This is a genomic window from Klebsiella sp. FDAARGOS_511 (assembly GCF_003812845.1).
Lineage (GTDB): Bacteria > Pseudomonadota > Gammaproteobacteria > Enterobacterales > Enterobacteriaceae > Klebsiella > Klebsiella grimontii.
Map to the genome: position 1 here is coordinate 4,979,181 of NZ_CP033824.1, position 22,987 is coordinate 5,002,167.

The 22,987-nt window shown below is 57.4% G+C and carries 20 protein-coding genes; 14 read left to right on the plus strand and 6 right to left on the minus strand.

The features are described 5' to 3' along the window. The first annotated feature begins 159 nt into the window (after positions 1–159). The gene (gene fbaB, locus EGY08_RS25135) at positions 160–1,212 is read left to right on the plus strand and encodes a class I fructose-bisphosphate aldolase (RefSeq protein ID WP_123829097.1); all 1,053 of its coding nucleotides are present in this window, start codon (positions 160–162) and stop codon (positions 1,210–1,212) included. Between the two features lie 137 nt (positions 1,213–1,349). Here the strand turns inward: fbaB and EGY08_RS25140 are convergent, their stop codons facing one another. Continuing rightward, entirely contained in the window at positions 1,350–2,957 is a 1,608-nt protein-coding gene (locus EGY08_RS25140; protein ID WP_123829098.1) for an FGGY-family carbohydrate kinase, read from the minus strand. 30 nt (positions 2,958–2,987) lie between these two features. Next, positions 2,988–3,737 carry an SDR family oxidoreductase gene (locus tag EGY08_RS25145; RefSeq protein WP_004122684.1) on the minus strand — a complete coding sequence of 250 codons (750 nt, stop codon included), beginning with the start codon at positions 3,735–3,737 and terminating at the stop codon, positions 2,988–2,990. Between the two features lie 257 nt (positions 3,738–3,994). On the opposite strand from EGY08_RS25145, the gene EGY08_RS25150 reads away from it, so the two are divergent. Beyond that, positions 3,995–4,996: a substrate-binding domain-containing protein gene (locus tag EGY08_RS25150; RefSeq protein ID WP_087829107.1), complete on the plus strand. Its 1,002-nt coding sequence runs from the start codon at positions 3,995–3,997 to the stop codon at positions 4,994–4,996. Positions 4,997–5,017: 21 nt separating this feature from the next. On the opposite strand, the gene EGY08_RS25155 is transcribed toward EGY08_RS25150, so the two are convergent. Further along, positions 5,018–5,959 carry a sugar-binding transcriptional regulator gene (locus tag EGY08_RS25155; protein ID WP_004122682.1) on the minus strand — a complete coding sequence of 314 codons (942 nt, stop codon included), beginning with the start codon at positions 5,957–5,959 and terminating at the stop codon, positions 5,018–5,020. 205 nt (positions 5,960–6,164) lie between these two features. Here EGY08_RS25155 and dalD point away from each other — a divergent pair, with 205 nt between their 5' ends. The 12 genes from dalD to EGY08_RS25215 all read left to right on the plus strand — a co-directional run bounded on the left by dalD (position 6,165) and on the right by EGY08_RS25215 (position 19,491). Further along, positions 6,165–7,532 (plus strand): D-arabinitol 4-dehydrogenase, encoded by a 1,368-nt coding sequence (gene dalD, locus EGY08_RS25160; protein ID WP_123829099.1) that lies wholly within the window; start codon positions 6,165–6,167, stop codon positions 7,530–7,532. A 9-nt stretch (positions 7,533–7,541) separates the two neighbouring features. Then, positions 7,542–9,005: a xylulokinase gene (gene xylB / locus EGY08_RS25165; protein ID WP_004122679.1), complete on the plus strand. Its 1,464-nt coding sequence runs from the start codon at positions 7,542–7,544 to the stop codon at positions 9,003–9,005. Positions 9,006–9,073: 68 nt separating this feature from the next. Next, positions 9,074–10,351, plus strand: a complete 1,278-nt coding sequence (gene dalT, locus EGY08_RS25170; protein ID WP_004122677.1) for a D-arabinitol transporter — start codon at positions 9,074–9,076, stop codon at positions 10,349–10,351. 48 nt (positions 10,352–10,399) lie between these two features. After that, on the plus strand, positions 10,400–11,062 hold the full coding sequence (locus tag EGY08_RS25175; RefSeq protein ID WP_004122675.1) for an HAD family hydrolase: 663 nt from the start codon (positions 10,400–10,402) through the stop codon (positions 11,060–11,062). A gap of 298 nt (positions 11,063–11,360) precedes the next feature. After that, complete coding sequence (locus EGY08_RS25180) at positions 11,361–12,515, plus strand: mandelate racemase family protein (RefSeq protein WP_004122673.1); 1,155 nt, start codon at positions 11,361–11,363, stop codon at positions 12,513–12,515. A gap of 119 nt (positions 12,516–12,634) precedes the next feature. Then, entirely contained in the window at positions 12,635–14,257 is a 1,623-nt protein-coding gene (locus tag EGY08_RS25185) for an ABC transporter substrate-binding protein (protein ID WP_123829100.1), read from the plus strand. Further along, the gene (locus EGY08_RS25190) at positions 14,254–15,291 is read left to right on the plus strand and encodes an ABC transporter permease (protein WP_087829105.1); all 1,038 of its coding nucleotides are present in this window, start codon (positions 14,254–14,256) and stop codon (positions 15,289–15,291) included. Before EGY08_RS25185 ends, EGY08_RS25190 begins: the two co-directional genes overlap by 4 nt. Continuing rightward, the gene (locus tag EGY08_RS25195) at positions 15,288–16,193 is read left to right on the plus strand and encodes an ABC transporter permease (protein WP_004122667.1); all 906 of its coding nucleotides are present in this window, start codon (positions 15,288–15,290) and stop codon (positions 16,191–16,193) included. The genes EGY08_RS25190 and EGY08_RS25195 overlap by 4 nt, the downstream gene beginning before the upstream one ends. Then, positions 16,165–17,028, plus strand: a complete 864-nt coding sequence (locus EGY08_RS25200) for an ABC transporter ATP-binding protein (RefSeq protein ID WP_004122665.1) — start codon at positions 16,165–16,167, stop codon at positions 17,026–17,028. Before EGY08_RS25195 ends, EGY08_RS25200 begins: the two co-directional genes overlap by 29 nt. A 10-nt stretch (positions 17,029–17,038) precedes the next feature. Continuing rightward, positions 17,039–17,812: an ABC transporter ATP-binding protein gene (locus EGY08_RS25205; protein WP_004122658.1), complete on the plus strand. Its 774-nt coding sequence runs from the start codon at positions 17,039–17,041 to the stop codon at positions 17,810–17,812. A 415-nt stretch (positions 17,813–18,227) separates the two neighbouring features. Beyond that, a complete protein-coding gene (locus EGY08_RS25210) occupies positions 18,228–19,034 on the plus strand; it encodes a winged helix-turn-helix domain-containing protein (protein WP_004122656.1) in 807 nt (268 codons plus the stop codon). After that, a complete protein-coding gene (locus EGY08_RS25215; RefSeq protein WP_004122654.1) occupies positions 19,021–19,491 on the plus strand; it encodes a hypothetical protein in 471 nt (156 codons plus the stop codon). The genes EGY08_RS25210 and EGY08_RS25215 overlap by 14 nt, the downstream gene beginning before the upstream one ends. On the opposite strand, the gene yegS is transcribed toward EGY08_RS25215, so the two are convergent. The 3 genes from yegS to EGY08_RS25230 form a co-directional block, all read right to left on the minus strand. Continuing rightward, entirely contained in the window at positions 19,492–20,385 is an 894-nt protein-coding gene (gene yegS / locus EGY08_RS25220) for a lipid kinase YegS (protein WP_004122651.1), read from the minus strand. Positions 20,386–20,627: 242 nt separating this feature from the next. After that, complete coding sequence (gene yegQ / locus EGY08_RS25225) at positions 20,628–21,989, minus strand: tRNA 5-hydroxyuridine modification protein YegQ (RefSeq protein WP_004122648.1); 1,362 nt, start codon at positions 21,987–21,989, stop codon at positions 20,628–20,630. 119 nt (positions 21,990–22,108) lie between these two features. Next, positions 22,109–22,828, minus strand: a complete 720-nt coding sequence (locus EGY08_RS25230; protein ID WP_123829101.1) for a tetratricopeptide repeat protein — start codon at positions 22,826–22,828, stop codon at positions 22,109–22,111. Positions 22,829–22,987: the final 159 nt, after the last annotated feature.

A 22,987-nucleotide genomic window follows, 5' to 3' on the forward strand; every position in this document is an offset into this window, starting at 1 on the left:
TATAACATTTTCCCGGTTATGGATGATGTCAGTGGATGACATTTAAAAATCCCTCTGCAATGGAAAAATCCCACTTTCGATACCAGACTTATTGCTGCCCAAAATAATTGGGTTGGGAAAACGCATGCCGGTTTCGACCGGCACTTACGGGAGATAGCTATGACTGATATTACGCAGTTGCTTGGCAAAGATGCCGACACGCTTTTACAGCACCGCTGTATGACAATTCCAGCCGACCAGCTCTATTTACCGGGGGCGGATTATGTCGATCGGGTGATGGTGGATAACAATCATCCGCCGGCGGTGCTGCGTAATATGCAAACCCTGTATAACACCGGCCGCCTGGCGGGAACCGGGTATTTGTCGATCCTGCCGGTCGATCAGGGCGTAGAGCATTCTGCTGGCGCCTCATTTGCCGCCAACCCGCTGTACTTTGATCCGAAAAATATCGTCGAACTGGCCATTGAGGCCGGTTGTAACTGCGTGGCCTCCACCTATGGCGTGCTGGCCTCGGTGTCGCGCCGCTATGCGCACCGTATCCCCTTCCTGGTCAAACTGAACCACAACGAAACGCTGAGCTACCCGACCGAATACGATCAGACGCTTTACGCCAGCGTTGAGCAGGCGTTCAATATGGGCGCCGTGGCGGTCGGGGCGACGATCTATTTCGGTTCCGAACAGTCTCGTCGGCAAATCGAAGAAATCTCCGCTGCGTTTGAACGCGCGCACGAACTGGGTCTGGTGACCGTACTGTGGGCCTATCTGCGTAATTCGGCGTTTAAGAAAGATGGCGTCGACTATCACGTCTCCGCTGACTTAACCGGTCAGGCCAACCACCTGGCGGCGACCATCGGCGCAGATATCGTGAAGCAGAAAATGGCGGAAAATAACGGCGGCTATAAAGCGGTGAACTTCGGCTATACCGACGATCGGGTTTACAGCAAGCTCACCAGCGATAATCCGATCGATCTGGTGCGTTACCAACTGGCGAACTGCTATATGGGCCGTGCCGGGCTGATTAACTCCGGCGGCGCGGCGGGCGGCGAAACCGATCTGTCCGACGCCGTGCGCACGGCGGTTATTAATAAGCGCGCGGGCGGCATGGGGCTGATCCTCGGACGTAAGGCGTTTAAAAAATCGATGGCCGACGGCGTGAAGCTGATCAATGCCGTGCAGGATGTCTATCTGGACGGCAAAGTCACCATTGCTTAACGGCTATATAAGCCTGTAAAGCAGCAGCGTCGTCTGTCTTTCCCGGCGGCGCTGCGCCTGGCCGCGCTACCGGTTCACCGCTGTCTGCAGGCCGGTAGCCCGGACAGGCGCGCCAAGCGCCGCCTCCGGGATCCCGCTTATTCGCGAATTAGCCGCGCCGTGTGCTGTAGCGTTTTATATGCTTCATAGCGCCGCTGATGATCGGCGCTAAATTGTTCTACGCAGCGATAGGTTTTATCCACCCGCGTAAACTGCTTCATCGCTTCCGGTAGGGAAGGGGCGACTTTACCTGCTACCGCGCCGAGGATGGCCGAACCTAACAGTACCGGCTCGCTGCTGGCGGTGCTAACTACGGTAACGCCGCAGGCATCGGCTAATAGCTGACGCACCAGCGGATGCTGTCCGGCACCGCCGCTAATGATGATATTCTCGCTGCGGATGCCGCACGCCTTCTGCGCGTCAATAATCTGCCGCAGGCCGTAACCGATCCCGCACAGCCCGGCGACGTAGAGCGCCATCAGGTTGTCCAGGTCCCGCTCCATCCCCAGCCCGGCGATAATTGCTTTCGCGTGCGGGTCGGCCAGCGGCGCCCGATTACCTAAAAATTCAGGCACCACGTGCAGCCCGGCGGCGAGTGTGACCGCAGCAGAAGAACTTTCCACTTTCGCCAGCACGCTATCGGCAAGATAAACCGGTAGCGGGACGCCGCGCGCCTTGGCCAGCGCCTTAGCCTCGGCGGCGGCGGGATGGAAGCTCAGCAACTGGTCGATGGCCGCTCCGGCCGCGCTCTGTCCGCCTTCGCTCAGCCAGAACCCTGGCACCATCGCCGAGTAATATGGTCCCCAGACGCCGGGCACGAACACCGCTTCCTGAGTGGTGGTCATGGTGCAGGAGGAGGTGCCGAAAACGTAGGCCATGTTATTGACCGCGCCGTTAAGCACGCCGACGGTGCCGATACCACCCGCGTGGGCATCGATCATACCGACCGCCACCGGAGTACCGACGGGCAGGCCCATCTCCTCTGCCGCCGTGGCGCAGAGGCCGTCGCCGCAGGGGGTTCCCGGATCGACAATACGCTGGCCGATGCGGACAAAATCTTCATCCGCCAGCTCTTCGAGGCCAATCTGGCGGAAGTACCCGGCGTCCCAGCGTTGTTCATGCGCCAGGTAGGTCCATTTACAGGTCACGGTGCACGCCGAGCGGGCTAAATCGCCGCTTGAGCGCCAGGTCAGATAATCCGCAAGATCGAAGAAGTGGCGCGCCTGCTGATAAGTGTGCGGGCGGTTCTCCTTCAGCCAGAGAATTTTCGGCGTTTCCATCTCTGGCGAGATTTTACCGCCGACGTACCGCAATACCGCGTGGCCCGTGGCGTTAATTTTTTCCGCCTGCCCGGTGGCGCGGTGATCCATCCAGACGATGATATTGCGATCCGGGTCTTCCGAAGGACCGACCGCCAGCGGCGCATCGTTTTCACCGATCACCACCAGCGAGCAGGTGGCATCGAAGCCGATACCGGCAACCGAGGACGGCGCGACGCCGGCGCTGGCCACCGCCGTTTTAATGCAGTAGCACACCGCCTGCCAGATCTCGCGGCTCGACTGTTCCACCACATTTCCGGCACTGCGAAATAGGGTAATTTCCCGGGTTGCGTGGGCGACAAGGTCTCCCCGCAGATTGAACACTCCGGCGCGAACGCTGCCCGAACCGACATCGGCGCCAATAATATGTTGCGTATCGCTTTGCATAAAATCCTCTCACACAGGCTGGTTGAACGGTCAGAGATCCACGCTGTTCGGCAGGATCACGATGTCGCGTACGGTGACGTTTTTCGACCGCGTCACCATAAACAGCACTGACTCGGCCACTTCAATCGGCTGCATCAGGCTGCCGTTGGCCAGCGCTTCGTCCATTTTGGCTTTCGGCCAGTCGTCCAGCAGGGCGGTGACTACCGGGCCCGGCAGCACGGCGCCGACGCGCACGCCGTACTGGGAAACCTGGCGGCGGGTGGTATGCACAAACGCCTGAACGGCAAATTTCGACGCGGTATAGATAGGCTCCCAGATCACCGGTACCACGCCCGCGATAGAGCTGGTGAAGATAATGTCCCCGGACTTTTGCGCGATAAGATGCGGCAGGACGCTGCGCACGCAGCGGAAGGCGGCGTTGGTATTGAGGTGCAGCACGCGATCCCAGACGTCCGGGTCGCCCTCGGCCACCGGCCCGCCGATATAGGCTCCGGCGTTGGCGTGGAAAATATCAAGACGCCCGGTGAGCTGCAAAATTCCCTGCAGAAGGTTATCAACCTGATCCGCCTGCATCAGGTCAACCTGCAGGGCGAAGGCGTTTTCGCCGAGTTCGGCGACAAGTTTGTTGAGCTTTTCCCCTTCGCGGTCGATAAGCACCACTTTTGCGCCAGCCCCGAGCAGGGTTTTCGCGCATTCGAGGCCGATACCGGACGCCGCGCCGGTGATAGCGGCAACTTTACCGCTGAGGGAAGTATTCATAGAGGAGACAGAGTGGTTCATTTTATAATCCTTTACAGAGTTTGGTTGGCACTATCGAGCGCGAGGGCATCGCGTTCGACGTTAAAGACAAAAACTTGTTAAGGTATTGAATATGAGCGTCATTTCTTGAGTTTTTCTGGAATATTAATGCTGAATGCGTTAATACTTCGGAAAGTCGAATGGAAGCTCAATCGATGAAGCTCATGTTGCGCTAGCTTCATCGATTGAGCAAGTGGGGAAATTAACAGCGAAATGATTTTGTGACGCAAGTTGGGAAAATGAAGAAAATCACGATTTACGACCTGGCGGAACTTTCCGGCGTTTCGGCGAGCGCGGTGAGCGCTATCCTCAACGGCAACTGGAAAAAGCGCCGTATCAGCGCAAAGCTTGCCGAAAAGGTGACGCGGATTGCCGAGGAGCAGGGATATGCCATTAACCGCCAGGCCAGCATGCTGCGCAGTAAAAAATCGCACGTCATTGGCATGATTGTCCCCAAATACGATAACCGCTATTTCGGTTCGGTCGCCGAGCGCTTTGAGGAGATGGCCCGCGAGCGCGGCCTGTTGCCGATCATCACCTGTACGCGTCGTAGCCCGGAGCTGGAAATTGAAGCGGTAAAAGCGATGCTCTCCTGGCAGGTTGACTGGGTGGTGGCGACCGGGGCAACCAATCCGGACAAAATTACCGCCCTGTGCCAGCAGGCAGGCGTGCCCACGGTCAATCTCGACCTGCCGGGGTCTGTCGCCCCGTCGGTAATATCGGATAACTACGGCGGCGCGAAGGCGCTGACCCAAAAAATCCTCGCCAATAGCGCTCGCCGCCGGGGGGCGCTTGCGCCGCTGACCTTTATTGGTGGACGCAGCGGCGACCATAATACCAGCGAGCGTTTACGCGGCTTTCACGATGCGCATCGGGAGCTGGGGTTGAGCGTGCCGCAGGAGAACATCCTGGCGCCCGGTTATTCGAAAGGTAAAGTCGAGGCCTGCCTGCAAGAGCGGTTTGGCGCAGCGGAGACCCACTTGCCGGGGATATTTGTCAACTCGACGATATCGCTGGAAGGGGTGGTGCGCTGGCTATCGCAGGCGGGGCTGACCGGCAGCGAACAGCCGCCGATGGGCTGCTTTGACTGGGACCCGTTTGTCTATTTGCTGGGGCACGATATCGACATGGTGCAGCAGGACGTACCGGCGATGCTGGAAGCGGTGTTTCAGATTATCGATTCCGGCGATGCCAGCCAGCAGCGGATTGAAATTCCGCCGCTGTTGATGAGCAGCCGCTAAGCCGCTTTCTGGCGGTTGACGTTAGCGCGTCAGCAGCCAGCGGGCGGTATGTTCATCGGTCACCAGGCCATTGATCCAGCCGCCTTTAAGCGCCGCCAGAATCGCCGGACGTTTGTACTCGCCGCACGCCACCGCGATGCGCGGGCACTGGTTCTGGCGAATGTCATAGCTGGTAATCATTCTGTTGATTTCGCTGTCAACCACGCCGCCTTCGGCATCAATAAAGCGCCCCATAATCTCGCCGATGCCGCCGCGGGCGGTCAGCTCATCCATCTGCGCCTGATTGATAAAGCCGTCTTTGAAGATGGGGCTTTGGGTACCTAATGGCCCAATGCCGACAAAAATAACGTCCGCCTGGCGGGCGACGGCGGAAACGCTGCGGAACAGCCGGCTGGTGCACCACATGTCGTACTCCTCCTGAGTTTGCGCGTAGCGCGGCGCGGGCCACTGATAGTATTTGGCCTTAATTTTGCTGGTCAGCAGCAGCGGGACGTCATCGTAATAGTTGCACTGTCCGTCGGCGTCCATGGCGCTGATTAGCGCCACGCAGCGGGTATTCTGGCTATCGAAATCGATGCGCTGCAGCGCTTTTTTTAGGGTCAGGCCGGAACCCAGACCGATGATTTTCTCTTTATCATCCTGCAGATAGCGGGCCATCAGCTGATAGCAGCCGAACGACACGCTATCGAGGGTGCTTTCTTCGTTAAAGGCGGGCACGACATTGCACTCGATGAGCCGGTACTTCTCCTGCAGCAATTGTGCGTAATCGAGGCAGTTAGCCACCGGATGGTGCAGGCTAATCGACACGATCCCTTCTTCTTTCGCGGCGGCGATCAGCCGCTGCACCACCGGCCTCGAGGTGCCAAGCTGGCTGGCGATCTCGCTCTGATTCTGCCCGGCGATGTAGTACATCCATGCGGCGCGGACCTTCTGATCCAGCCGGATATCGTCTTCTTTGCTCATGGTTTCCCGCCCTAAGTTGCTGGCCGCGGCGTAATTTCACCCGGCGAATACCCGCATTCTGGCCGTGGTCAGGATAACTGGCAAGCTTTTGCTCTTTTTTGGTCATTTGTAATTTGTTTGGGTAATTGTTCTTTTGTGATCCATGGCTCTTATTTTGGTCAAATGATCAATTACAGTGAGCCCATCAACTCAAGGAGATCAGAACATGAACAATAAATTCACATGGCTTCACATTGGTCTGGGTTCTTTTCATCGCGCTCACCAGGCGTGGTATCTGCATCGTTTGATCGCTTCCGGAGATAAGCGCTGGCATATCGCGGCGGGGAATATTCGCAACGACGCCGAGCAGGTGGTCCAGGCGCTGGCGGCGCAGGGTGGACGCTACGTGCTGGAAACCGTCAGCCCGGAAGGGGAGCGCGAATATGAAGAAATCACCTCCATTCAAAAATTGCTGCCGTGGCAGGCCGGGCTGCAGCCGCTGATTAACGAAGGGGCAAACCCGCAGACCAAAGTTATCGCCTTTACCGTGACGGAAGGGGGCTACTACCTGAATACCCGCCATCAGCTGGAAACCAGCAACCCCGATTTGCAGGCGGATCTGGCAGGGGAGTGCAAAACCATTTACGGCACCCTTGCGCGGATTCTGGAAAAGCGCATGGCCGACAACGCCGGGCCGCTGACCCTGCTGAACTGCGATAACGTGCGCCATAACGGCGAACGCTTTCACGACGGCATGGTTGAGTTCCTGCAGCTAACCGGCAAGCAGGCGGTGATTGACTGGATGGCCGTCAACACCACCTGTCCGAATACCATGGTCGACCGCATTACACCGCGTCCGGCGGCTGACCTGCCCGCGCGCATCAAAGCGCAAACCGGTATTGACGATAAAGCGCCGGTGATGGGCGAGACCTTTATCCAGTGGGTAGTGGAAAACAACTTCCGCGATGAACGCCCGAACCTGGAAGCGGTCGGCGTGGAGATGGTTGCATCGGTGATCCCTTATGAAGAGGCGAAAATCCGCATACTGAACGCTTCGCATAGCTGCATCGCGTGGGCGGGGACGTTAATCGGCCAGCAGTATATTCATGAAAGTACGCTGACCGACTTCATCTACGCCATTGCCGACCGCTACGTCACCGAGGATGTGATTCCGTGCCTCGGCGATAACGGCATTGACCTGCCGATCTATCGTGACGTGGTGCTCAAGCGCTTTACCAACCCGTATATCCAGGACACCAACCAGCGCGTCGCTGCCGATGGCTTCTCGAAAATTCCGGCGATGATCGCGCCAACCCTGCAGGAGTGCTACCAGCGCGGCGTCCGCCCGGAAGCGACCGCCATGCTGCCCGCGCTGTTCTTCGTCTTTATGGAACAGTGGCATAAAGGAACCCTGCCGTATCAGTACCAGGACGGCATCCTCGACGCTCAGGCGGTACATGAAATGTTTGAAGCTCAGGATCCGGTGGCCCTGTACGCCCGTAATACAGCGCTGTTTGGCACGCTTGCCGACAATGTCGATTTCCTGGCGCTGATGCGCGAGAAGATCGCCGCAGTCTATACGCTGATTAACTAAGAGGTGGCTATGTATCTGGGTATCGATCTCGGCACATCGGAAGTCAAAGCGCTGGTCATTGATGAGAACAATGAGGTTATCGCCAGCCATAGCGCACCGCTGAGTATTCAGCGTCCCCATCCGCACTGGTCAGAACAATCGCCGCAGTCATGGTGGGAGGCGACGGAGTATTTGATGGCCACGCTGCGGGAAAAATGCGCCCAGCACTGGCCGGCCATTAAAGCCATCGGCCTTTCCGGGCAGATGCACGGCGCGGTCCTACTGGATGACGAGGGGGAGGTGATTCGCCCGGCCATTCTGTGGAACGACACCCGCTGCGCCGCAGAGTGCGCGGAGCTGGAAGAGATGGCGCCGGAGCTGCATCAGGTGGCGGGAAACCTGGCGATGCCGGGCTTTACTGCACCGAAGCTGCTGTGGGTTCGCCGCCACGAGCCGCACTACTTTCAGCGCACCGCCACGGTGCTACTGCCGAAGGATTATCTGCGCTATCGGATGACCGGTAAGAAAGTCTCCGATATGTCGGACGCCGCCGGGACGCTGTGGCTGGACGTGGCGAAGCGCGACTGGTCCGACTCTCTGTTGGATAAGTGCGGCCTGGCGCGCAGCCAGATGCCGACACTGGTCGAAGGCTGCGAGGTGTCCGCCACGCTTGACCCGCAGGTGGCCGAGCGCTGGGGGCTGAACCCCTCGGTAGCGGTTGCCGGCGGCGGCGGCGATAACGCGGTCAGCGCCATCGGCGTCGGCGCGGTCTCGCCGGGAGACGCGTTTATTTCGCTCGGCACCTCCGGGGTGCTGTTTGTGGTGACCGACGCCTATCGTCCAGCGCCGCAGTCGGCGGTACACGCCTTTTGTCACGTTCTGCCGAATCTGTGGCATCAGATGAGCGTCATGCTCAGCGCCGCCAGCTGTTTGCAGTGGTTCTGCCGCCTGACCGGCACTACGGAGGTAGCGCTGCTGGAGGAGATTGCCCAACTTAGCGAGGAGGAGAAGGCCCATGCGCCGTTCTTCTTACCCTATCTCTCCGGCGAACGTACCCCGCACAACGATCCTGACGCGCGCGGCATGTTCTGGGGCATGACCCACTCCAGCCTGCGCGCCCAGCTCGGCTACGCGGTGCTGGAAGGGGTGAGCTTTGGCATCAATGACGGCCTGCGGGTGCTGAAAGAGAGCGGGACGCGGATCGAACAATGTTCGCTGGTTGGCGGCGGCGCCCGCAGCCCGTTCTGGGCGCAGCTGTTGGCCGATATTCTCGATATGCCGGTGGTGACCCACAAAGGCGGAGAGACCGGCGGGGCGCTGGGCGCGGCGCGGCTGGCCTGCCTGGCGGCGGGCAAACCGCTTGCCGCGGTGTGTGAAAAACCGGAGGTCTGGCAGACCTGGCGCGCTGACCCGGCACGCCATCAGACCCTGATGCAGCGCTACGCACAGTTTAACTCCTTGTATTTAAACGATCTGAACTACCGGAAGCACTAATTTTTATCACGATAACCGTTCCGGTGAACTTACCGGAACGGCCTCCTGTACCCTAAAACGAGGTCATTATGTCTATCAATAATAAACAGTGGCTCGGCTTACCCCTGAACCTGCTCTGGGGATACATCGCCATTGCCGTATTCATGACCGGCGACGGTTTTGAACTGGCATTTCTCTCGCATTACATCAAAGAGCTCGGTTTCTCCCCGGCGCAGGCTTCATTTGCCTTTACCCTCTACGGCCTGGCCGCCGCGCTGTCGGCGTGGATCTCCGGCGTGGTGGCGGAAATCATTACCCCGCTGAAAACCATGATGATTGGCTTCGTGCTGTGGTGCGTGTTCCACGTACTGTTTCTCGTCTTCGGCCTCGGCCACGCGAACTATGCGCTGATCCTCGTTTTCTACGGTATCCGCGGCTTCGCGTATCCGCTGTTCCTCTACTCGTTTATCGTTGCCATTATCCACAACGTGAAAAGCGATAACGCTAGCTCGGCGATCGGCTGGTTCTGGGCAGTTTACTCGATCGGTATCGGCGTTTTCGGCAGCTATATTCCGAGCTTTACCATACCGCATATCGGCGAGCTGGGGACGCTATGGCTGGCGCTGGCTTTTTGCGTCACCGGCGGCATCATCGCGCTGGCTTCCCTGCGCCATATTCAAACGCCGCGCCATATGCAGAACCTGACCACCCGCGAGAAGTTTTCCGAGTTGGGGCGGGCGGCGACGTTGCTCTATACCAACCGCAATATTCTGCTGTCGAGCATGGTGCGGATTATCAATACCCTCTCGCTGTTTGGCTTTGCGGTAATTATGCCGATGATGTTTGTCGATGAGCTGGGCTTTACCACCTCCGAGTGGCTGCAGGTGTGGGCGGTGTTCTTCTTCACCACCATTTTCTCTAACGTGCTGTGGGGCATTCTGGGGGAAAAACTGGGCTGGATGAAGGTGGTGCGCTGGTTTGGCTGCATCGGCATGGCGCTCTCCAGCCTGGCGTTTTACTACATTCCGCAGCACTTCGGACATAATTTCGCGATGGCGATGATTCCGGCCATTGCCCTGGGGATCTTTGTCGCCGCCTTCGTACCGCTGGCAGCGGTCTTCCCGGCGCTGGAGCCACAGCACAAAGGGGCGGCTATTTCGGTTTACAACCTGTCGGCGGGGATGTCGAACTTTCTCGCACCGGCCATTGCGGTGATTTTGCTGCCGTTCTTCAGCACCATCGGGGTGGTGATCGCCTATACCGCGCTGTACGTGGCGGCCTTTTTCCTCTGCGCGTTTATTCACGTCGAGCAGCCGGGTTTTACCCGCAAGGAAGCGCCGGCCGGCGAGCAGGTGGAGTTCTCTTAAGATAATGCGGCTGGCATGCCCGGCATGCCAGCCTTAACGAGGTGGATGATGAGTATTCAGGCAGTAATTTTTGACATGGATGGCGTCATTATTGATTCCGAATCCCTGTGGCGGCGGGCGCAGATCGAAGCCCTCGCCCGCTGGGGGGCAACGGCGAGCGATGAGGAGTGCGAAAGGCTGACCAAAGGTAAACGCCTTGACGACATTGCCCGTACCTGGTGTCAGTATTGTCAGCTTGACCTCGCCCCGCAGCGGCTTGAAGACGCCATACTGCAGCGTATCACCGGCCTGATCGCCGCCGAAGGCGAGCCGATGCGCGGGGTGCGCGAGGCGTTACGCTATTTTCGCCACGCGGGCTATAAGATTGCGCTCGCTACTTCTTCATCCCGTCAGGTTATCTCCGCGGTGCTGAACAAGCTCTCGCTCTGGCACTATTTTGACGTTATCTCCAGCGCGGATGATGAAGCGCAGGGCAAGCCGCATCCGGCGGTGTATCTGACGACGTTGCGTAAGCTCAATCTCGACGCCAGCCGGTGCCTGGTGATTGAAGATAGTTTCAACGGCTTTAGCGCGGCCCAGGCCGCAGGTATCGCCACGGTGATTATTGCCGAAGATAGCCAGCATGCGCGCTTCCAGGCCGCCGCTGGCCGCTATCAGGCTTTACCTGAGCTGCTGGAAAACCTCAACGCAGCGGCGGAAGCGGTCGAATAACTGACTCTTTCGTGGGCGCAGAACATCTCGGGATGTACCCGGTCGGTCACTCTCTTTTCTGCGCTCACGCCCCCTTTTTCATTATGCCGATCCTTCTCACATATCGCCCATCTTTTGTGAAAACAGTCACGTCCTGTTGTGCCAATGCCCAAATTTATTGCCTTGCTTAGCGGTGTTTGTCCGAGGCACTGCTACGTAATTGTGCTTAGATTAGATATTGAAACGTATTTTCAATAATGTGAAACCACTTTACCGATTTAACTCTATAGATCGGATTTGGCCGTGATAAGGACCGAGCATGAAAATTGAATCTGTAAATGTCACCGTTTTCCAGTATCCCACGCGTCGGGTTTCTGACAGTGCCGGACACTCCCATCCTGGAGCGGAAAGCATGGCGAAAATGGCGATGCTGACCATTACCGCCGATGATGGCACCCGGGGTTTTTCGTTTGCGCCACCGGAAGTGGTACGCCCGTTCGTGGTGAACACCTTTTTTCGCAAGGTGATGGTGGGGCAGGACCCGTTTAACCGCGAGCGTATCTGGCAGGATCTTAACCACTGGCAGCGCGGCAGCGCCCATCAGTTGACCGAGCGCGCGCTGTCGTTTGTGGAACAGGCGCTGTGGGACCTGATTGGTCGCAAGCTCAATATGCCAGTGTATAAGCTGCTCGGCGGCTATCGCGATACCGTTCCCGCCTACGGCAGCACCATGTGCGGCGACGATCTGCCTGGCGGTCTGTCGACCCCGGAAGAGTATGCTGCTTTTGCCGAAAAGCTGGTTGCCCGCGGCTACAAGGCCATCAAGCTGCACACCTGGATGCCGCCGATCGCTTTTGCGCCCAATCCGAAGATGGACATTAAAGCCTGCGCGGCGGTGCGCGAAGCGGTAGGGCCGGATATCGACCTGATGATTGACGGTTATCACTGGTACAGCCGCGCCGAGGCGCTGTGGATTGGCAAAGAACTGGAAAAACTCAACTTCGCCTGGTTTGAAGAGCCGATGGAGGAGGATTCGATGTCCTCCTACGCCTGGCTGGCGGAAAACCTGTCAATTCCCATCGTCGGACCGGAGAGCTTCGGCGGCAAGCACCGCATGCGCGCCGAATGGGTGAAAGCCGGAGCCTGCGACATCCTGCGCGCCGGGGCCAACGGCGTGGGCGGTATTACCCCCACCATGAAGGTGGCGGCGCTGGCGGAATCCTTCGGTATGGATTGCGAAGTCCACGGCAACGGCGCGGCAAGCCTGGCGGTAGTCGGCGCGATCCGCAATTGCCGCTGGTACGAGCGCGGCCTGCTGCATCCATTCCTCGACTACGATGAGCCGGCGGCCTATCTCAACAGTATTGTCGACCCCATGGATGACCAGGGTTTTGTGCATTTGTCACAGCGTCCAGGTCTCGGCGAAGACATTAATTTTGCGTATATCGAAGCCAACACCGTTAGCCACGACTGATTCAAAAAAATAAATGCCCGATGGCGCTGCGCTTATCGGGTCTGCGGCCCGGTAGACCGGATAAGGCGAAAATGCCGTCATCCGGCAACATGTACCCTACAGTACAGGCAAACAGAGATATGAAAAAAAACTCCCGACTGGCAGCGTGCTTACTCGCGCTCGCCGTGTCGATGGGGAGCGGGGCGGCGTTGGCGAAAACGCCGCCGGATCAGCTCATCATCGGCATGAATATGAATAACCTGCTCACCCTTGACCCGGCGGCGATGACCGGGAACGAAGTGGTGGGGATCGTGGTTAACCTCTACGACTCACTGGTGGAGCTTGATCCTGAGCAGCTCACCAACATCAGGCCCGCGCTGGCGAAATCCTGGGACATCAGCCCGGATGGCAAAACGCTGACCTTTCATTTGCGCGACGACGTGAAGTTTCATTCCGGCAACCCGCTGACCGCCGCTGACGTGGTGTGGTCGATGCGGCGTATTTTGCATCTCAACCTCGCCCAGGCCTCGGTGTGGAAATCCTACGGCTTCAGTAAGAAAAATATTGATAACCAGGTGAGCGCCCCGGACGACGTGACGGTACAAATCGTGTTACCGAAAGATAACGACCCGCAGCTGGTGATCTACTCGCTGGCGGCGCTGGGCAACCTCGGAGTGCTCGACAGCAAAACGGTGCAAAGCCACCAGCAGGATAACGACTGGGGTAACCGCTGGCTGACCACCCATGAAGCCGGCTCCGGGCCGTTCACGCTGGAAACCTGGCAGGCTAAAGATGTGCTGCGCATGAAACGCAATCCTGACTACTGGCGCGGCGAGGCGAAAATGAGCCGCGTGGTGCTGCGCCATTTCCAGGAGTCGCAAACCCTGCGCCTGATGATCGAAAAAGGCGACCTCGATATTGCCAACAATATGGCGGTTTCCGACATCAACGCCCTGCGCGGCGACCCCCAGCTGACCGTCGACGCGGTGCAGCGCGGCACCATGTACTACGTGGCGATGAGCATGAAAGAGGCGCACTTCGCTAACCCGAAAGTGCGCGAAGCGGTGCGCTATCTGATTGATTACCAGGGTATCAATAAAGCGCTGATGCCGGGCTACGGGGTGCTGCACCAGCGGCCGATTAAGGCGGGCATGCCGTCAACGCTGCCCGACCCGGGCTATAAGCTGGACGTGGCGCGGGCGAAAAAGCTGCTGGCGGAAGCGGGCTATCCCAACGGCTTTGATACCACGCTGCGGGTCCTCTCGGATCAGCCGTTCCTGAACATTGCTATCGCCGTGCAGTCGACGCTGATGCAGGCGGGGATTAACGCCAAAATTATCACCGGCACCGGTAACCAGATCTACGGCGCGATGCGCGAGCGTAAATTTGACCTGTTGGTAGGACGCGGCGGCAGCGGAATGGAGCCGCACCCGCACTCCAGCCTGCGCGCGCTGGTCTATAACCCGGATAACAGCGATGAGGCGCGCCTGACCAACTTCCAGGGCTGGCGCACCGGCTTTTACGACCCGCAGCTCAATTCGATGATTGACCATGCCCTGCTGGAACGCGATGCGCAAAAGCAGGTCGCCGATTACCAGGCCATTCAGACGCGCTACGACCAGCTGATCCCAGCGTTAATTCCGCTTTCGCAGATGGTCGATTCGGTGGTGGTGCGCAACGAGGTGCGGGATTATCAGCCGCACCCCTCCGCCACCACTTTTCTGCGTGACGTCTATAAAACCCGCGAAGGAGAGAAAGGATGAGCACCGCAATCCTTGCGCCCGGCTCACGCGGCCGGCGCTTATCAAAACGGCTGCTGCAGGTGGTCATTACCCTGTTCGGCCTGCTGCTGCTGACCTTCACCATTGGCCGCGTTATGCCCATCGACCCGGTGCTGGCGATTGTCGGCCCGGACGCTGATCAGAGTACCTATCAGCAGGTTTACCAGCAGCTGGGGTTTGATAAATCGCTGACCACCCAGTTTGGGATCTATTTCGTCAACCTGCTGCACGGCGATCTGGGCAACGCGCTGCTGACCGGGAAACCGGTGGTGGACGATATTATTCGCGTGTTCCCGGCCACCATGGAGCTGGCGACGATGGCGATTATCGTCGGCGCCGGGCTGGGCATCCCGCTCGGCGTGCTGGCGGCGGCGCGACGTAACAGTATATCCGACTATGTGGTGCGCATTATCAGCCTGGCGGGCTACTCAACGCCGATCTTTTGGGTGGGGATGATGGGGCTGTTGCTGTTCTACGCCTGGCTTGGCTGGGTGGGCGGCGCCGGTCGGGTAGACCTCGGGCTGGACGGTATTGTGCCACGGCGTACCGGTCTGATGACCGTCGATGCGCTGCTGGCGGGCAACGGGCAGGTGTTCTGGAACGCCATTAACCACCTGATACTCCCCGCCTCGCTGCTCGGCTTTCACTCGCTGGCCTACATCAGCCGAATGACCCGCAGCTTTATGCTGGCCCAGCTGTCGCAGGAGTTCATTATTACCGCACGGGTGAAAGGGCTGACCGAGCGTCAGGTCATCTGGAACCATGCGTTTCGCAATATCCTCGTACAGCTGCTGACGGTGGTGGCGCTGGCCTACGGCGCGCTGCTGGAAGGCGCGGTACTGATTGAAACCGTCTTCTCCTGGCCGGGCTTTGGCTCCTATCTCACCGGCAGCCTGCTGCTGGGCGATATGAACGCGGTGATGGGCTGCGTGCTGCTGGTGGGGGTGATCTTCGTGATGCTCAACCTGCTCTCCGACATGCTGTATCAATTCTTTGACCCGAGGACAAAATCATGACCGTTTCTCTGGATACGCCGCTTTCCGGCGGCACGGGCGAAGGCCGCCAGCGGCTGCGGCGCACGGCGTCGCGGGCGGCCGGGTTTATTGGCAAAATGGCGCGCAATCCGCTAACGGCCATCGGCGGCGGAATTATCTTTCTGCTGCTGGTGGTGGCGATTTTCGCGCCGCTGATTGCGCCTTACAACCCGCTGGTGCAGGACCTCAACAGCGCGCTGGTCGCGCCGAACGCGCAGCACTGGTTCGGCACCGATGAGTTTGGCCGGGATATCTTTAGCCGTCTGGTGTACGGCTCGCGCATTACCCTTTACATCGTGCTGCTGGTCTCGGTGACCGTCGGTCCGCTCGGGCTGCTGCTCGGCGTCAGCGCCGGCTATTTCGGCGGCAAAGTCGATATGGTGCTGATGCGCGTCACCGATATTTTCATCTCCTTTCCGAGTCTGGTTCTGGCGCTGGCGTTCGTCGCCGCCTTAGGCCCGGGACTGGAGCACGTGGTTATCGCCATCACGCTTACCGCCTGGCCGCCGATTGCTCGCCTGGCGCGCGCCGAAACCCTCTCTCTGCGCCAGGCTGATTTTATCTCCGCCGTACGTCTGCAGGGCGCGTCATCGGCCCGCGTCCTCTGGCGGCATATCGTGCCGCTGTGTCTGCCGTCGGTGATTATCCGCATCACCATGAATATGGCGGGGATCATTCTGACAGCGGCCGGTCTGGGCTTTCTCGGCCTCGGCGCGCAGCCGCCGGAGCCGGAGTGGGGGGCGATGATCTCCAGCGGGCGCACTTACATGATGGAGTGCTGGTGGGTGGTTACGATTCCGGGGCTGGCGATTCTGATCAACAGCTTAGCGTTCAACTTTTTAGGAGATGGCCTACGTGACATCCTCGATCCTCGCAGCGAGTAATGCTCCGCTGCTCGACGTACGCGATCTGTGCGTCGACTTTGTTAACGGCAGCGCGGTGACCCATGCCGTGCGCGGCGTCTCCTTCCAGCTGGGGCGTGAAAAGCTGGCGATTGTCGGCGAGTCCGGTTCGGGTAAGTCCACCGTTGGGCGCGCGCTGCTGCAGCTGCATCCGAAAAAAGCCCGCGTCACCGCCGCCCGGATGCAGTTTGCCGACCTCGACCTGCGGCATCTCAGCGAAGCGCAGATGCGCGACGTACGCGGTAAACGTATCTCGATGATTATGCAGGACCCGAAATATTCGCTCAATCCGGTAGTCTGCGTGGGTAAGCAAATCGCCGAGGCCTGGCTTACCCATCATCCGGGGCGTAAAGATGAGGCCAAAACAAAGGCGCTGGAGATGCTGGAGGTGGTGCGTATTCGCCAGCCGGAGCGCGTTTATCAGCTTTATCCCCATGAAATATCCGGCGGACAGGGGCAGCGCATCATGATTGCCATGATGCTGATTACCGACCCGGAGCTGGTGATCGCCGATGAACCCACTTCCGCGCTGGACGTGTCGGTGCGCCTGCAGGTGCTGGGCCTGTTGGATGACCTGGTTCAGTCGCGCGGGCTGGGGCTGATTTTTATCAGCCACGATATCAACCTGGTGCGCAGCTTCTGCGACCGCGTGCTGGTGATGTACGCCGGACGGGTGGTGGAGTCCATCGCCGCCGGCGATCTCGATAACGCCCGCCATCCCTATACGCAGGGGCTGATTAACTCGCTGCCGGATATTCGGCAGCGTCGTCCGGTTCTGCCGGTCCTGCAGCGCCAGGCCAGTTGGTTAACGGAATAAGGAGCGGATAATGATTGAAGTGAAACATCTCAACCTCGCGTTCGGCGAAGGGGAGAAGCGCAATCAGGTGCTGTACGACGTTAATTTCCACGTCAGGCCCGGCGAGATTTACGGTCTGGTGGGCGAGTCCGGCTCCGGTAAAACCACGGTGCTGAAGTGTCTGGCCGGGCTGTTTACCCACTGGCAGGGGGAGCTGGCAATCGATGGTCAGCGTTTAGGCCATGAGATTAACCGCGAGCGCTGCCGGCAGGTGCAGATGGTTTTTCAGGATCCGTACGGTTCGCTGCATCCCCGTCACACCATTGGCGACATCCTCGAGGAGCCGCTACAGATTCATCGCATTCGCGATCGCGACCGGCGGATGAATATGCTGCTGGACAAAGTGGGCCTCAATCGGGCCTTTCGCGAACGCTATCCGCACCAGCTCTCCGGCGGCCAGCGGCAGCGCGTGGCAATTGCCAGAGCGCTGATCCTTGAGCCGCAGGTGCTGCTGTTGGATGAGCCGACATCGGCGCTGGATGTGTCGGTGCAGGCCGAGATCCTCAACCTGCTGGCGGAGCTGCAGCAGGAGGCTAAGCTCACTTACCTGATGGTCACCCACGATCTCGGGGTTATTGCCCACTTATGCCAGAAAGTGGCGGTGATGCAGTATGGCAAGATCCTCGAAACTTTGACGGTGGACGCGCTGGTCAACGGTGAAGCGCAAACGGCCTATACGCAGATGCTGGTTAACGCAAGCCAGCAATATACGCGCGAAATGGCGCGGGCGGTGTCTATGTACTAGGCAACATGGCGCATTCTCTACCGGGGTATGCGCCATTTTTTAGATAAAACATTGAAGCTATATGTATTTATAGTTATAAATATCGTATATTAATGTAAAAGTGGTGTTTAGATCTAAAATGATAATATCTTTCGTGTAAATGAAATTATGTGGAACTATAATTTATATTTATGGTTTTTAATGACATAAACGACCATTTTCTGTTTAAAGTAAAAAATCATCCATTCTGTAAATTCACTTAAACCTTGTTAATAGCAAGGAAAAACTGCGCATTGTGCCTCCAGTTCCGCTGAGTAATAGAGTAAACTCGCTTGCGAAAAATCTTAAACTGTCATCTCCGTCATGGAGGATTATCGTATTTAATATACGGTATCCATGTCGCTTATCCACATGATTACCACGCTCAGGGAACAGGATGGAAAAATATACGATTAATGGAATAGTGGAATTTACTCCGCAACGTAGTGTTTTAATACTCATTGCTGACGAGACGAAAGCGGTATCATTAAATATGCCGGCCAGTCGCTGCCTGTTGCTGCTTATTCAGCAGGATGGCAAAACCGTAGCCCGTGAAACCTTCTTTGAGGAAGTGTGGATAAAGCATGGTGCTCAGGTGACCAGCAACGGTTTCTACCAGAATATTTCTCTGCTGCGCCGCGCATTTAAGGAACTGGGCGTCGAGGAAGATATTATTATAACGGTGCCGAGAGTGGGGGTCAGGCTCGAAGCGACATTAACGATGGCGGAATTTCAGCCGGATGAGGCGATAAAGACGCCGGTCGCGGAGGAACAATGCTCGCATGTTGACGAGCCTGTACATAAGGAGGTCGCTGCTGCGAGTGTGCCTGGAAAAAAGCGGTTAAGGCCGCGAAGCTCTCTTCTGTGGGGGCTTGCGGCACTGCTGAGCTGTCTGGTGGGCGGTTTTGTTGCGTGGCACACAGAATTCGACTCTTATTTGCAAACTTATGTGCCCATTAATGCTAAATTTTCGCAACAATGTCATTTTTTTGCCAATGACGATGTGGTAGATCACGTTCGGCATACGACTTTTATCAATCGTAGCAAATTTGATTGCGAAAAATATTCGTGGATTTATTTGACGCTTTATCCTGGGGAAGCCCGCGTTTCGGTGATTAGCTGTCAGCAAAAATTTAGTCAATGGCGTGATAATCAATGCCTCACCAAATATTACATTAAGGAGGTAGTCAATGCGCCGGCGTGAAATTAACTGGTTAATCACTATCGTATTTATCGGCATATTAACTGGGGTGGCAATAAAATCGTGGCAATACTGGCAGCGCAATCATTTTCAGTGTAGCGGGGAGCTGCGGTTATTTAACGCGGGTTACCAGGGCGATATTTCGTTACGCTACGTATTTGATAGCAGCCGCGGGCTGGTGATTGTTCGCGGGGAAATTACGCCGCCGCAGGGCGAGTCGTTTACCATTAATCAGAACATCTGGTTTAGCTTTACCCGCGACGGCCAGCACTACTTCCTGCGTTCGGAAACCGTCTCGGCCAGCATCGGCGAGACCGAGCAGGAGGAGCACATAAAGCGCATCCTGCCCTCGTTTTTCCTGCAGCCGCAGGTGCCGTTTTACCTGAACATCCAGCGGCTTAACGAGCGTACCCGGCTGCTGTATACCAGCCGGGCGCCGTCTTTACTTTGCGAGGCTTGATTAGCGTAACAATGGGCAGTCGGGCGGCAGTCGGCAGCGCAGCGCGGCCGGTAAGAGCTCCATCCGGAAGGTTTTGCCGGTTAGCGGTTCGCCGTCGAGGTTAAACGTCATCTCGTGGGGAGCGGTTATCTCAAACCACGATGAGACGCCGTCGATAATATTCGGTGAGTTTTCCGGATTGGCGAGGGTGCTGAACAGCGTGGGGATCAGCTCTTCGCCGGTGAAGATGCGCAGGTGCAGCAGACCGTCGTTAATTAACGCTTCCGGGCACAGCTGCTGGCCGCCTCCGGCCTGGCGTCCGTTGCCGATACCGATGACCAGCGCGTCGCCGTGCCAGTGAAAGTTCTCGCCGCGGATTTCGCAGCGGTCCGGCTTAAGCGTATCCATGCGCATCAGGCCGTGGATTAAATAAGAGACGCCGCCGAGCGCGGCCTTGAGTTTCTCCGGGGTTTCGGTCGTGATTCGGGTACCAAAGCCGCCGGTGGCCATATTAATAAAACCGGTCTTATCATTAACCCGCGCAATATCTATCGCCACGTCGCGGCCAACGATGGCCAGCTTCAAGGCGCTGGCCAGATCCTGGGGGATACCGACGCTGGTAGCGAAATCGTTCGCCGTGCCCAGCGGTAAAATTCCCAGCGCCATATCGCCATCGCGCTCAACTAGCGCCGTCGCCACCTCGTTGATGGTGCCATCGCCGCCGCCGGCAATCACCGTTTCGACATTCAGCTTCAGGGCCTCATCGATAAACCGAGCGGCATCGCCTTTTTCCCAGGTCACGCGGACATGAATATCGATTCCTTCGTCGCGTAACAGTTTAACCGCCTCTCGTAGCGACGGTTCATTGGCGCCTTTGCCATTCAGAATCAGTAAGCTGGCTGGAAACGTGGACATTATCAGGGGACCTTTGTTGCTCAGTAATGCATAAAGTGTACCGCATGAAGAAAGGGAAGGACGGGGGGAGATAAAAAATAAGCCCGCGTAAGGGAGATTACGCAGGCTAAGGAGGTGGTTCCTGGTACAGCTAGCATTTATGGGTTATGTTTTTCAGCGAAATGGATGATATCTGCTTTGAACGAAACGGTATGTGATCCGTTTCTAATATCTTTACATCGTGAAAAAATAACCCTGATTAACTAGTTACCGTGCGGGTTTCTGGTCGTCTGGCCCGCAAAATTGCGCATTAGCAGCGCATACTGCAGCGCCATATCTTCCGGAACAGGCAGCCATACCGTGTGGCCATCGCCCGGCGCGACCGGCATGATTTCGCCTTTGCCGTTTTCCATATGCTCAAGGGTAAAGTTGACGTTGCCCTGCGGGGTCATCAGCTCAAGGCTGTCGCCGACGGAAAATTTGTTTTTCACCGCCACCGCGGCCAGCTGGCCTTTGCGCTCGCCGGTAAATTCGCCGACAAACTGCTGGCGTTCGGATACGGAGTAGCCGTGCTCGTAGTTCTGGTAGTCGTCGTGGGTATGGCGGCGCAGAAAGCCTTCGGTATAGCCACGGTGGGCGAGGTTTTCCAGGGTATCCAGCAGGGAGGTGTCGAACGGTTTGCCAGCGGCAGCGTCGTCAATGGCCTTGCGGTAGACCTGAGCGGTACGGGCGCAATAGTAATGTGATTTGGTGCGGCCTTCGATTTTCAGCGAGTGGACGCCCATCTGGGTCAGGCGCTCAACATGGGCAATCGCGCGCAGATCTTTCGAGTTCATGATGTAGGTGCCGTGTTCGTCTTCGAAAGCGGTCATGTACTCGCCCGGGCGCTTGGCTTCTTCAATCATAAACACCTGGTCCGTGGGCGCGCCGATGCCCAGCGTCGGCTCGACGTTCTGCACCGGGATCGGCTCGTGCTTGTGAACGATATTGCCGACGTCGTCTTCTTTGCCCTCCTGGACGTTATACTCCCAGCGGCAGGCGTTGGTGCAGGTCCCCTGGTTTGGGTCGCGTTTGTTGATATAGCCCGAGAGCAGGCAGCGGCCGGAGTAGGCCATGCACAGCGCGCCGTGAACGAAAATTTCGATTTCCATCTCCGGCACCTGGCTACGAATTTCGGCGATCTCATCCAGCGACAGCTCGCGGGAGAGAATAACGCGGGTCAGCCCCATTTGCTGCCAGAACTTGACCGTTGCCCAGTTGACGGCGTTAGCCTGTACCGAGAGGTGAATATCCATGTCGGGAAAATTCTCGCGCACCAGCATGATTAACCCCGGATCGGACATGATCAGCGCATCGGGCCCCATTTCCACTACCGGCTTCAGATCGCGAATAAACGTTTTCAGCTTGGCGTTATGCGGTGCGATATTGACCACCACATAGAACTTTTTACCCAACGCGTGGGCTTCGTTGATGCCGAGCTGCAGATTTTCGTGATTGAATTCGTTATTACGCACGCGCAGCGAGTAGCGCGGTTGGCCCGCATAGACGGCGTCTGCGCCATAAGCGAAAGCGTAACGCATATTTTTCAGCGTTCCCGCCGGGGAAAGGAGTTCCGGTTTAAACATGATTTTCTCGTTCTGATGACAGGTCAGATTCGCCGCACCCGGTGCGGCGAGTTGGGGAGTGCCCCCACATTAAGGGCGGGCATTGTAGCGCTGCGGGAGAGGGGAGTAAACCGTCCGGTTTAATCAACGCGCAGATAGCGCCCGTCGGCCCTGACGTTCATACCAAAACCACAGTCCGCAGGGGTATCGGTACTGGCGTCGATAGCCTGCGAAGAAAACGCCAGTGAGATATTACAGTGAATAACATCCCCTTCGCGAAGCGCTACGACGGCGTGGTTGTTGTTAAGCGTAACCGTTTCAGAGAATTCCCCCATGTTGGGGCCGGCATACATTCCCATTAGACCGAAATAATAGCCTTGAAAATCAACGTAATACTGTGATGATTGTGGTAAAGGCTTCAAGGTAAGGACGTTCCAGGAGGCGCGCCCGGCATAGCGCCAGTACTCTCCCGCTGCTGAAACAGGCTGCGGCATGGCGGCCAGCTTATCTTTGATAAGCCCCAGATTGTAAACTGACTTGCTGTCGTTCGGCCTTATCATCAGCCAGGCGCGGGCTTTACGCCATTGGCCTTCGCGTATCCAGGTCAGCGCCACGTTGTTGTAGGCCGTGGCGATGGCGCTGTCATCAAGGGCACAGCTTTCGCTCCACGCAGCCTGCTGCTCGAAAGCGTTGCGCGCTTTAGAGTAGTTTTTGGCTTTATAGTACTGCTCGCCCTGGCTGGCCCAGACCGGGATTTTTGCGCAGTCGGCCTCGATCTGCTGCTCGGTGATTTCTGCTCTGGCAGCGGCGCAGAGCAGAAGAAGAGTACAGGAAAGTCCTATTTTTCCTTTTATTATCATTATTTTATACCATCCAACGTATAAGAAAATATCCATGCGCAATATAACATACTGTCAGGCCATTTCTTATCAGCGAGGGTATTCTCAGATTATGGCTTAGCCGCCAGGCCGGACTGAAGTGAGTCTGTAGCCCGGCTATGCGCAGCGCAAGCCGGGGAA

What these genes read in the sequence shown, in the direction of transcription:
- fbaB (WP_123829097.1), top strand. Translation starts at nt 160, where the DNA reads ATGACTGATATTACGCAGTTGCTTGGCAAAGATGCCGACACGCTTTTA.
- EGY08_RS25140 (WP_123829098.1), bottom strand. Translation starts at nt 2,957, where the DNA reads ATGCAAAGCGATACGCAACATATTATTGGCGCCGATGTCGGTTCGGGC.
- EGY08_RS25145 (WP_004122684.1), bottom strand. Translation starts at nt 3,737, where the DNA reads ATGAACCACTCTGTCTCCTCTATGAATACTTCCCTCAGCGGTAAAGTT.
- EGY08_RS25150 (WP_087829107.1), top strand. Translation starts at nt 3,995, where the DNA reads ATGAAGAAAATCACGATTTACGACCTGGCGGAACTTTCCGGCGTTTCG.
- EGY08_RS25155 (WP_004122682.1), bottom strand. Translation starts at nt 5,959, where the DNA reads ATGAGCAAAGAAGACGATATCCGGCTGGATCAGAAGGTCCGCGCCGCA.
- dalD (WP_123829099.1), top strand. Translation starts at nt 6,165, where the DNA reads ATGAACAATAAATTCACATGGCTTCACATTGGTCTGGGTTCTTTTCAT.
- xylB (WP_004122679.1), top strand. Translation starts at nt 7,542, where the DNA reads ATGTATCTGGGTATCGATCTCGGCACATCGGAAGTCAAAGCGCTGGTC.
- dalT (WP_004122677.1), top strand. Translation starts at nt 9,074, where the DNA reads ATGTCTATCAATAATAAACAGTGGCTCGGCTTACCCCTGAACCTGCTC.
- EGY08_RS25175 (WP_004122675.1), top strand. Translation starts at nt 10,400, where the DNA reads ATGAGTATTCAGGCAGTAATTTTTGACATGGATGGCGTCATTATTGAT.
- EGY08_RS25180 (WP_004122673.1), top strand. Translation starts at nt 11,361, where the DNA reads ATGAAAATTGAATCTGTAAATGTCACCGTTTTCCAGTATCCCACGCGT.
- EGY08_RS25185 (WP_123829100.1), top strand. Translation starts at nt 12,635, where the DNA reads ATGAAAAAAAACTCCCGACTGGCAGCGTGCTTACTCGCGCTCGCCGTG.
- EGY08_RS25190 (WP_087829105.1), top strand. Translation starts at nt 14,254, where the DNA reads ATGAGCACCGCAATCCTTGCGCCCGGCTCACGCGGCCGGCGCTTATCA.
- EGY08_RS25195 (WP_004122667.1), top strand. Translation starts at nt 15,288, where the DNA reads ATGACCGTTTCTCTGGATACGCCGCTTTCCGGCGGCACGGGCGAAGGC.
- EGY08_RS25205 (WP_004122658.1), top strand. Translation starts at nt 17,039, where the DNA reads ATGATTGAAGTGAAACATCTCAACCTCGCGTTCGGCGAAGGGGAGAAG.
- EGY08_RS25210 (WP_004122656.1), top strand. Translation starts at nt 18,228, where the DNA reads ATGGAAAAATATACGATTAATGGAATAGTGGAATTTACTCCGCAACGT.
- EGY08_RS25215 (WP_004122654.1), top strand. Translation starts at nt 19,021, where the DNA reads ATGCGCCGGCGTGAAATTAACTGGTTAATCACTATCGTATTTATCGGC.
- yegS (WP_004122651.1), bottom strand. Translation starts at nt 20,385, where the DNA reads ATGTCCACGTTTCCAGCCAGCTTACTGATTCTGAATGGCAAAGGCGCC.
- yegQ (WP_004122648.1), bottom strand. Translation starts at nt 21,989, where the DNA reads ATGTTTAAACCGGAACTCCTTTCCCCGGCGGGAACGCTGAAAAATATG.
- EGY08_RS25230 (WP_123829101.1), bottom strand. Translation starts at nt 22,828, where the DNA reads ATGATAATAAAAGGAAAAATAGGACTTTCCTGTACTCTTCTTCTGCTC.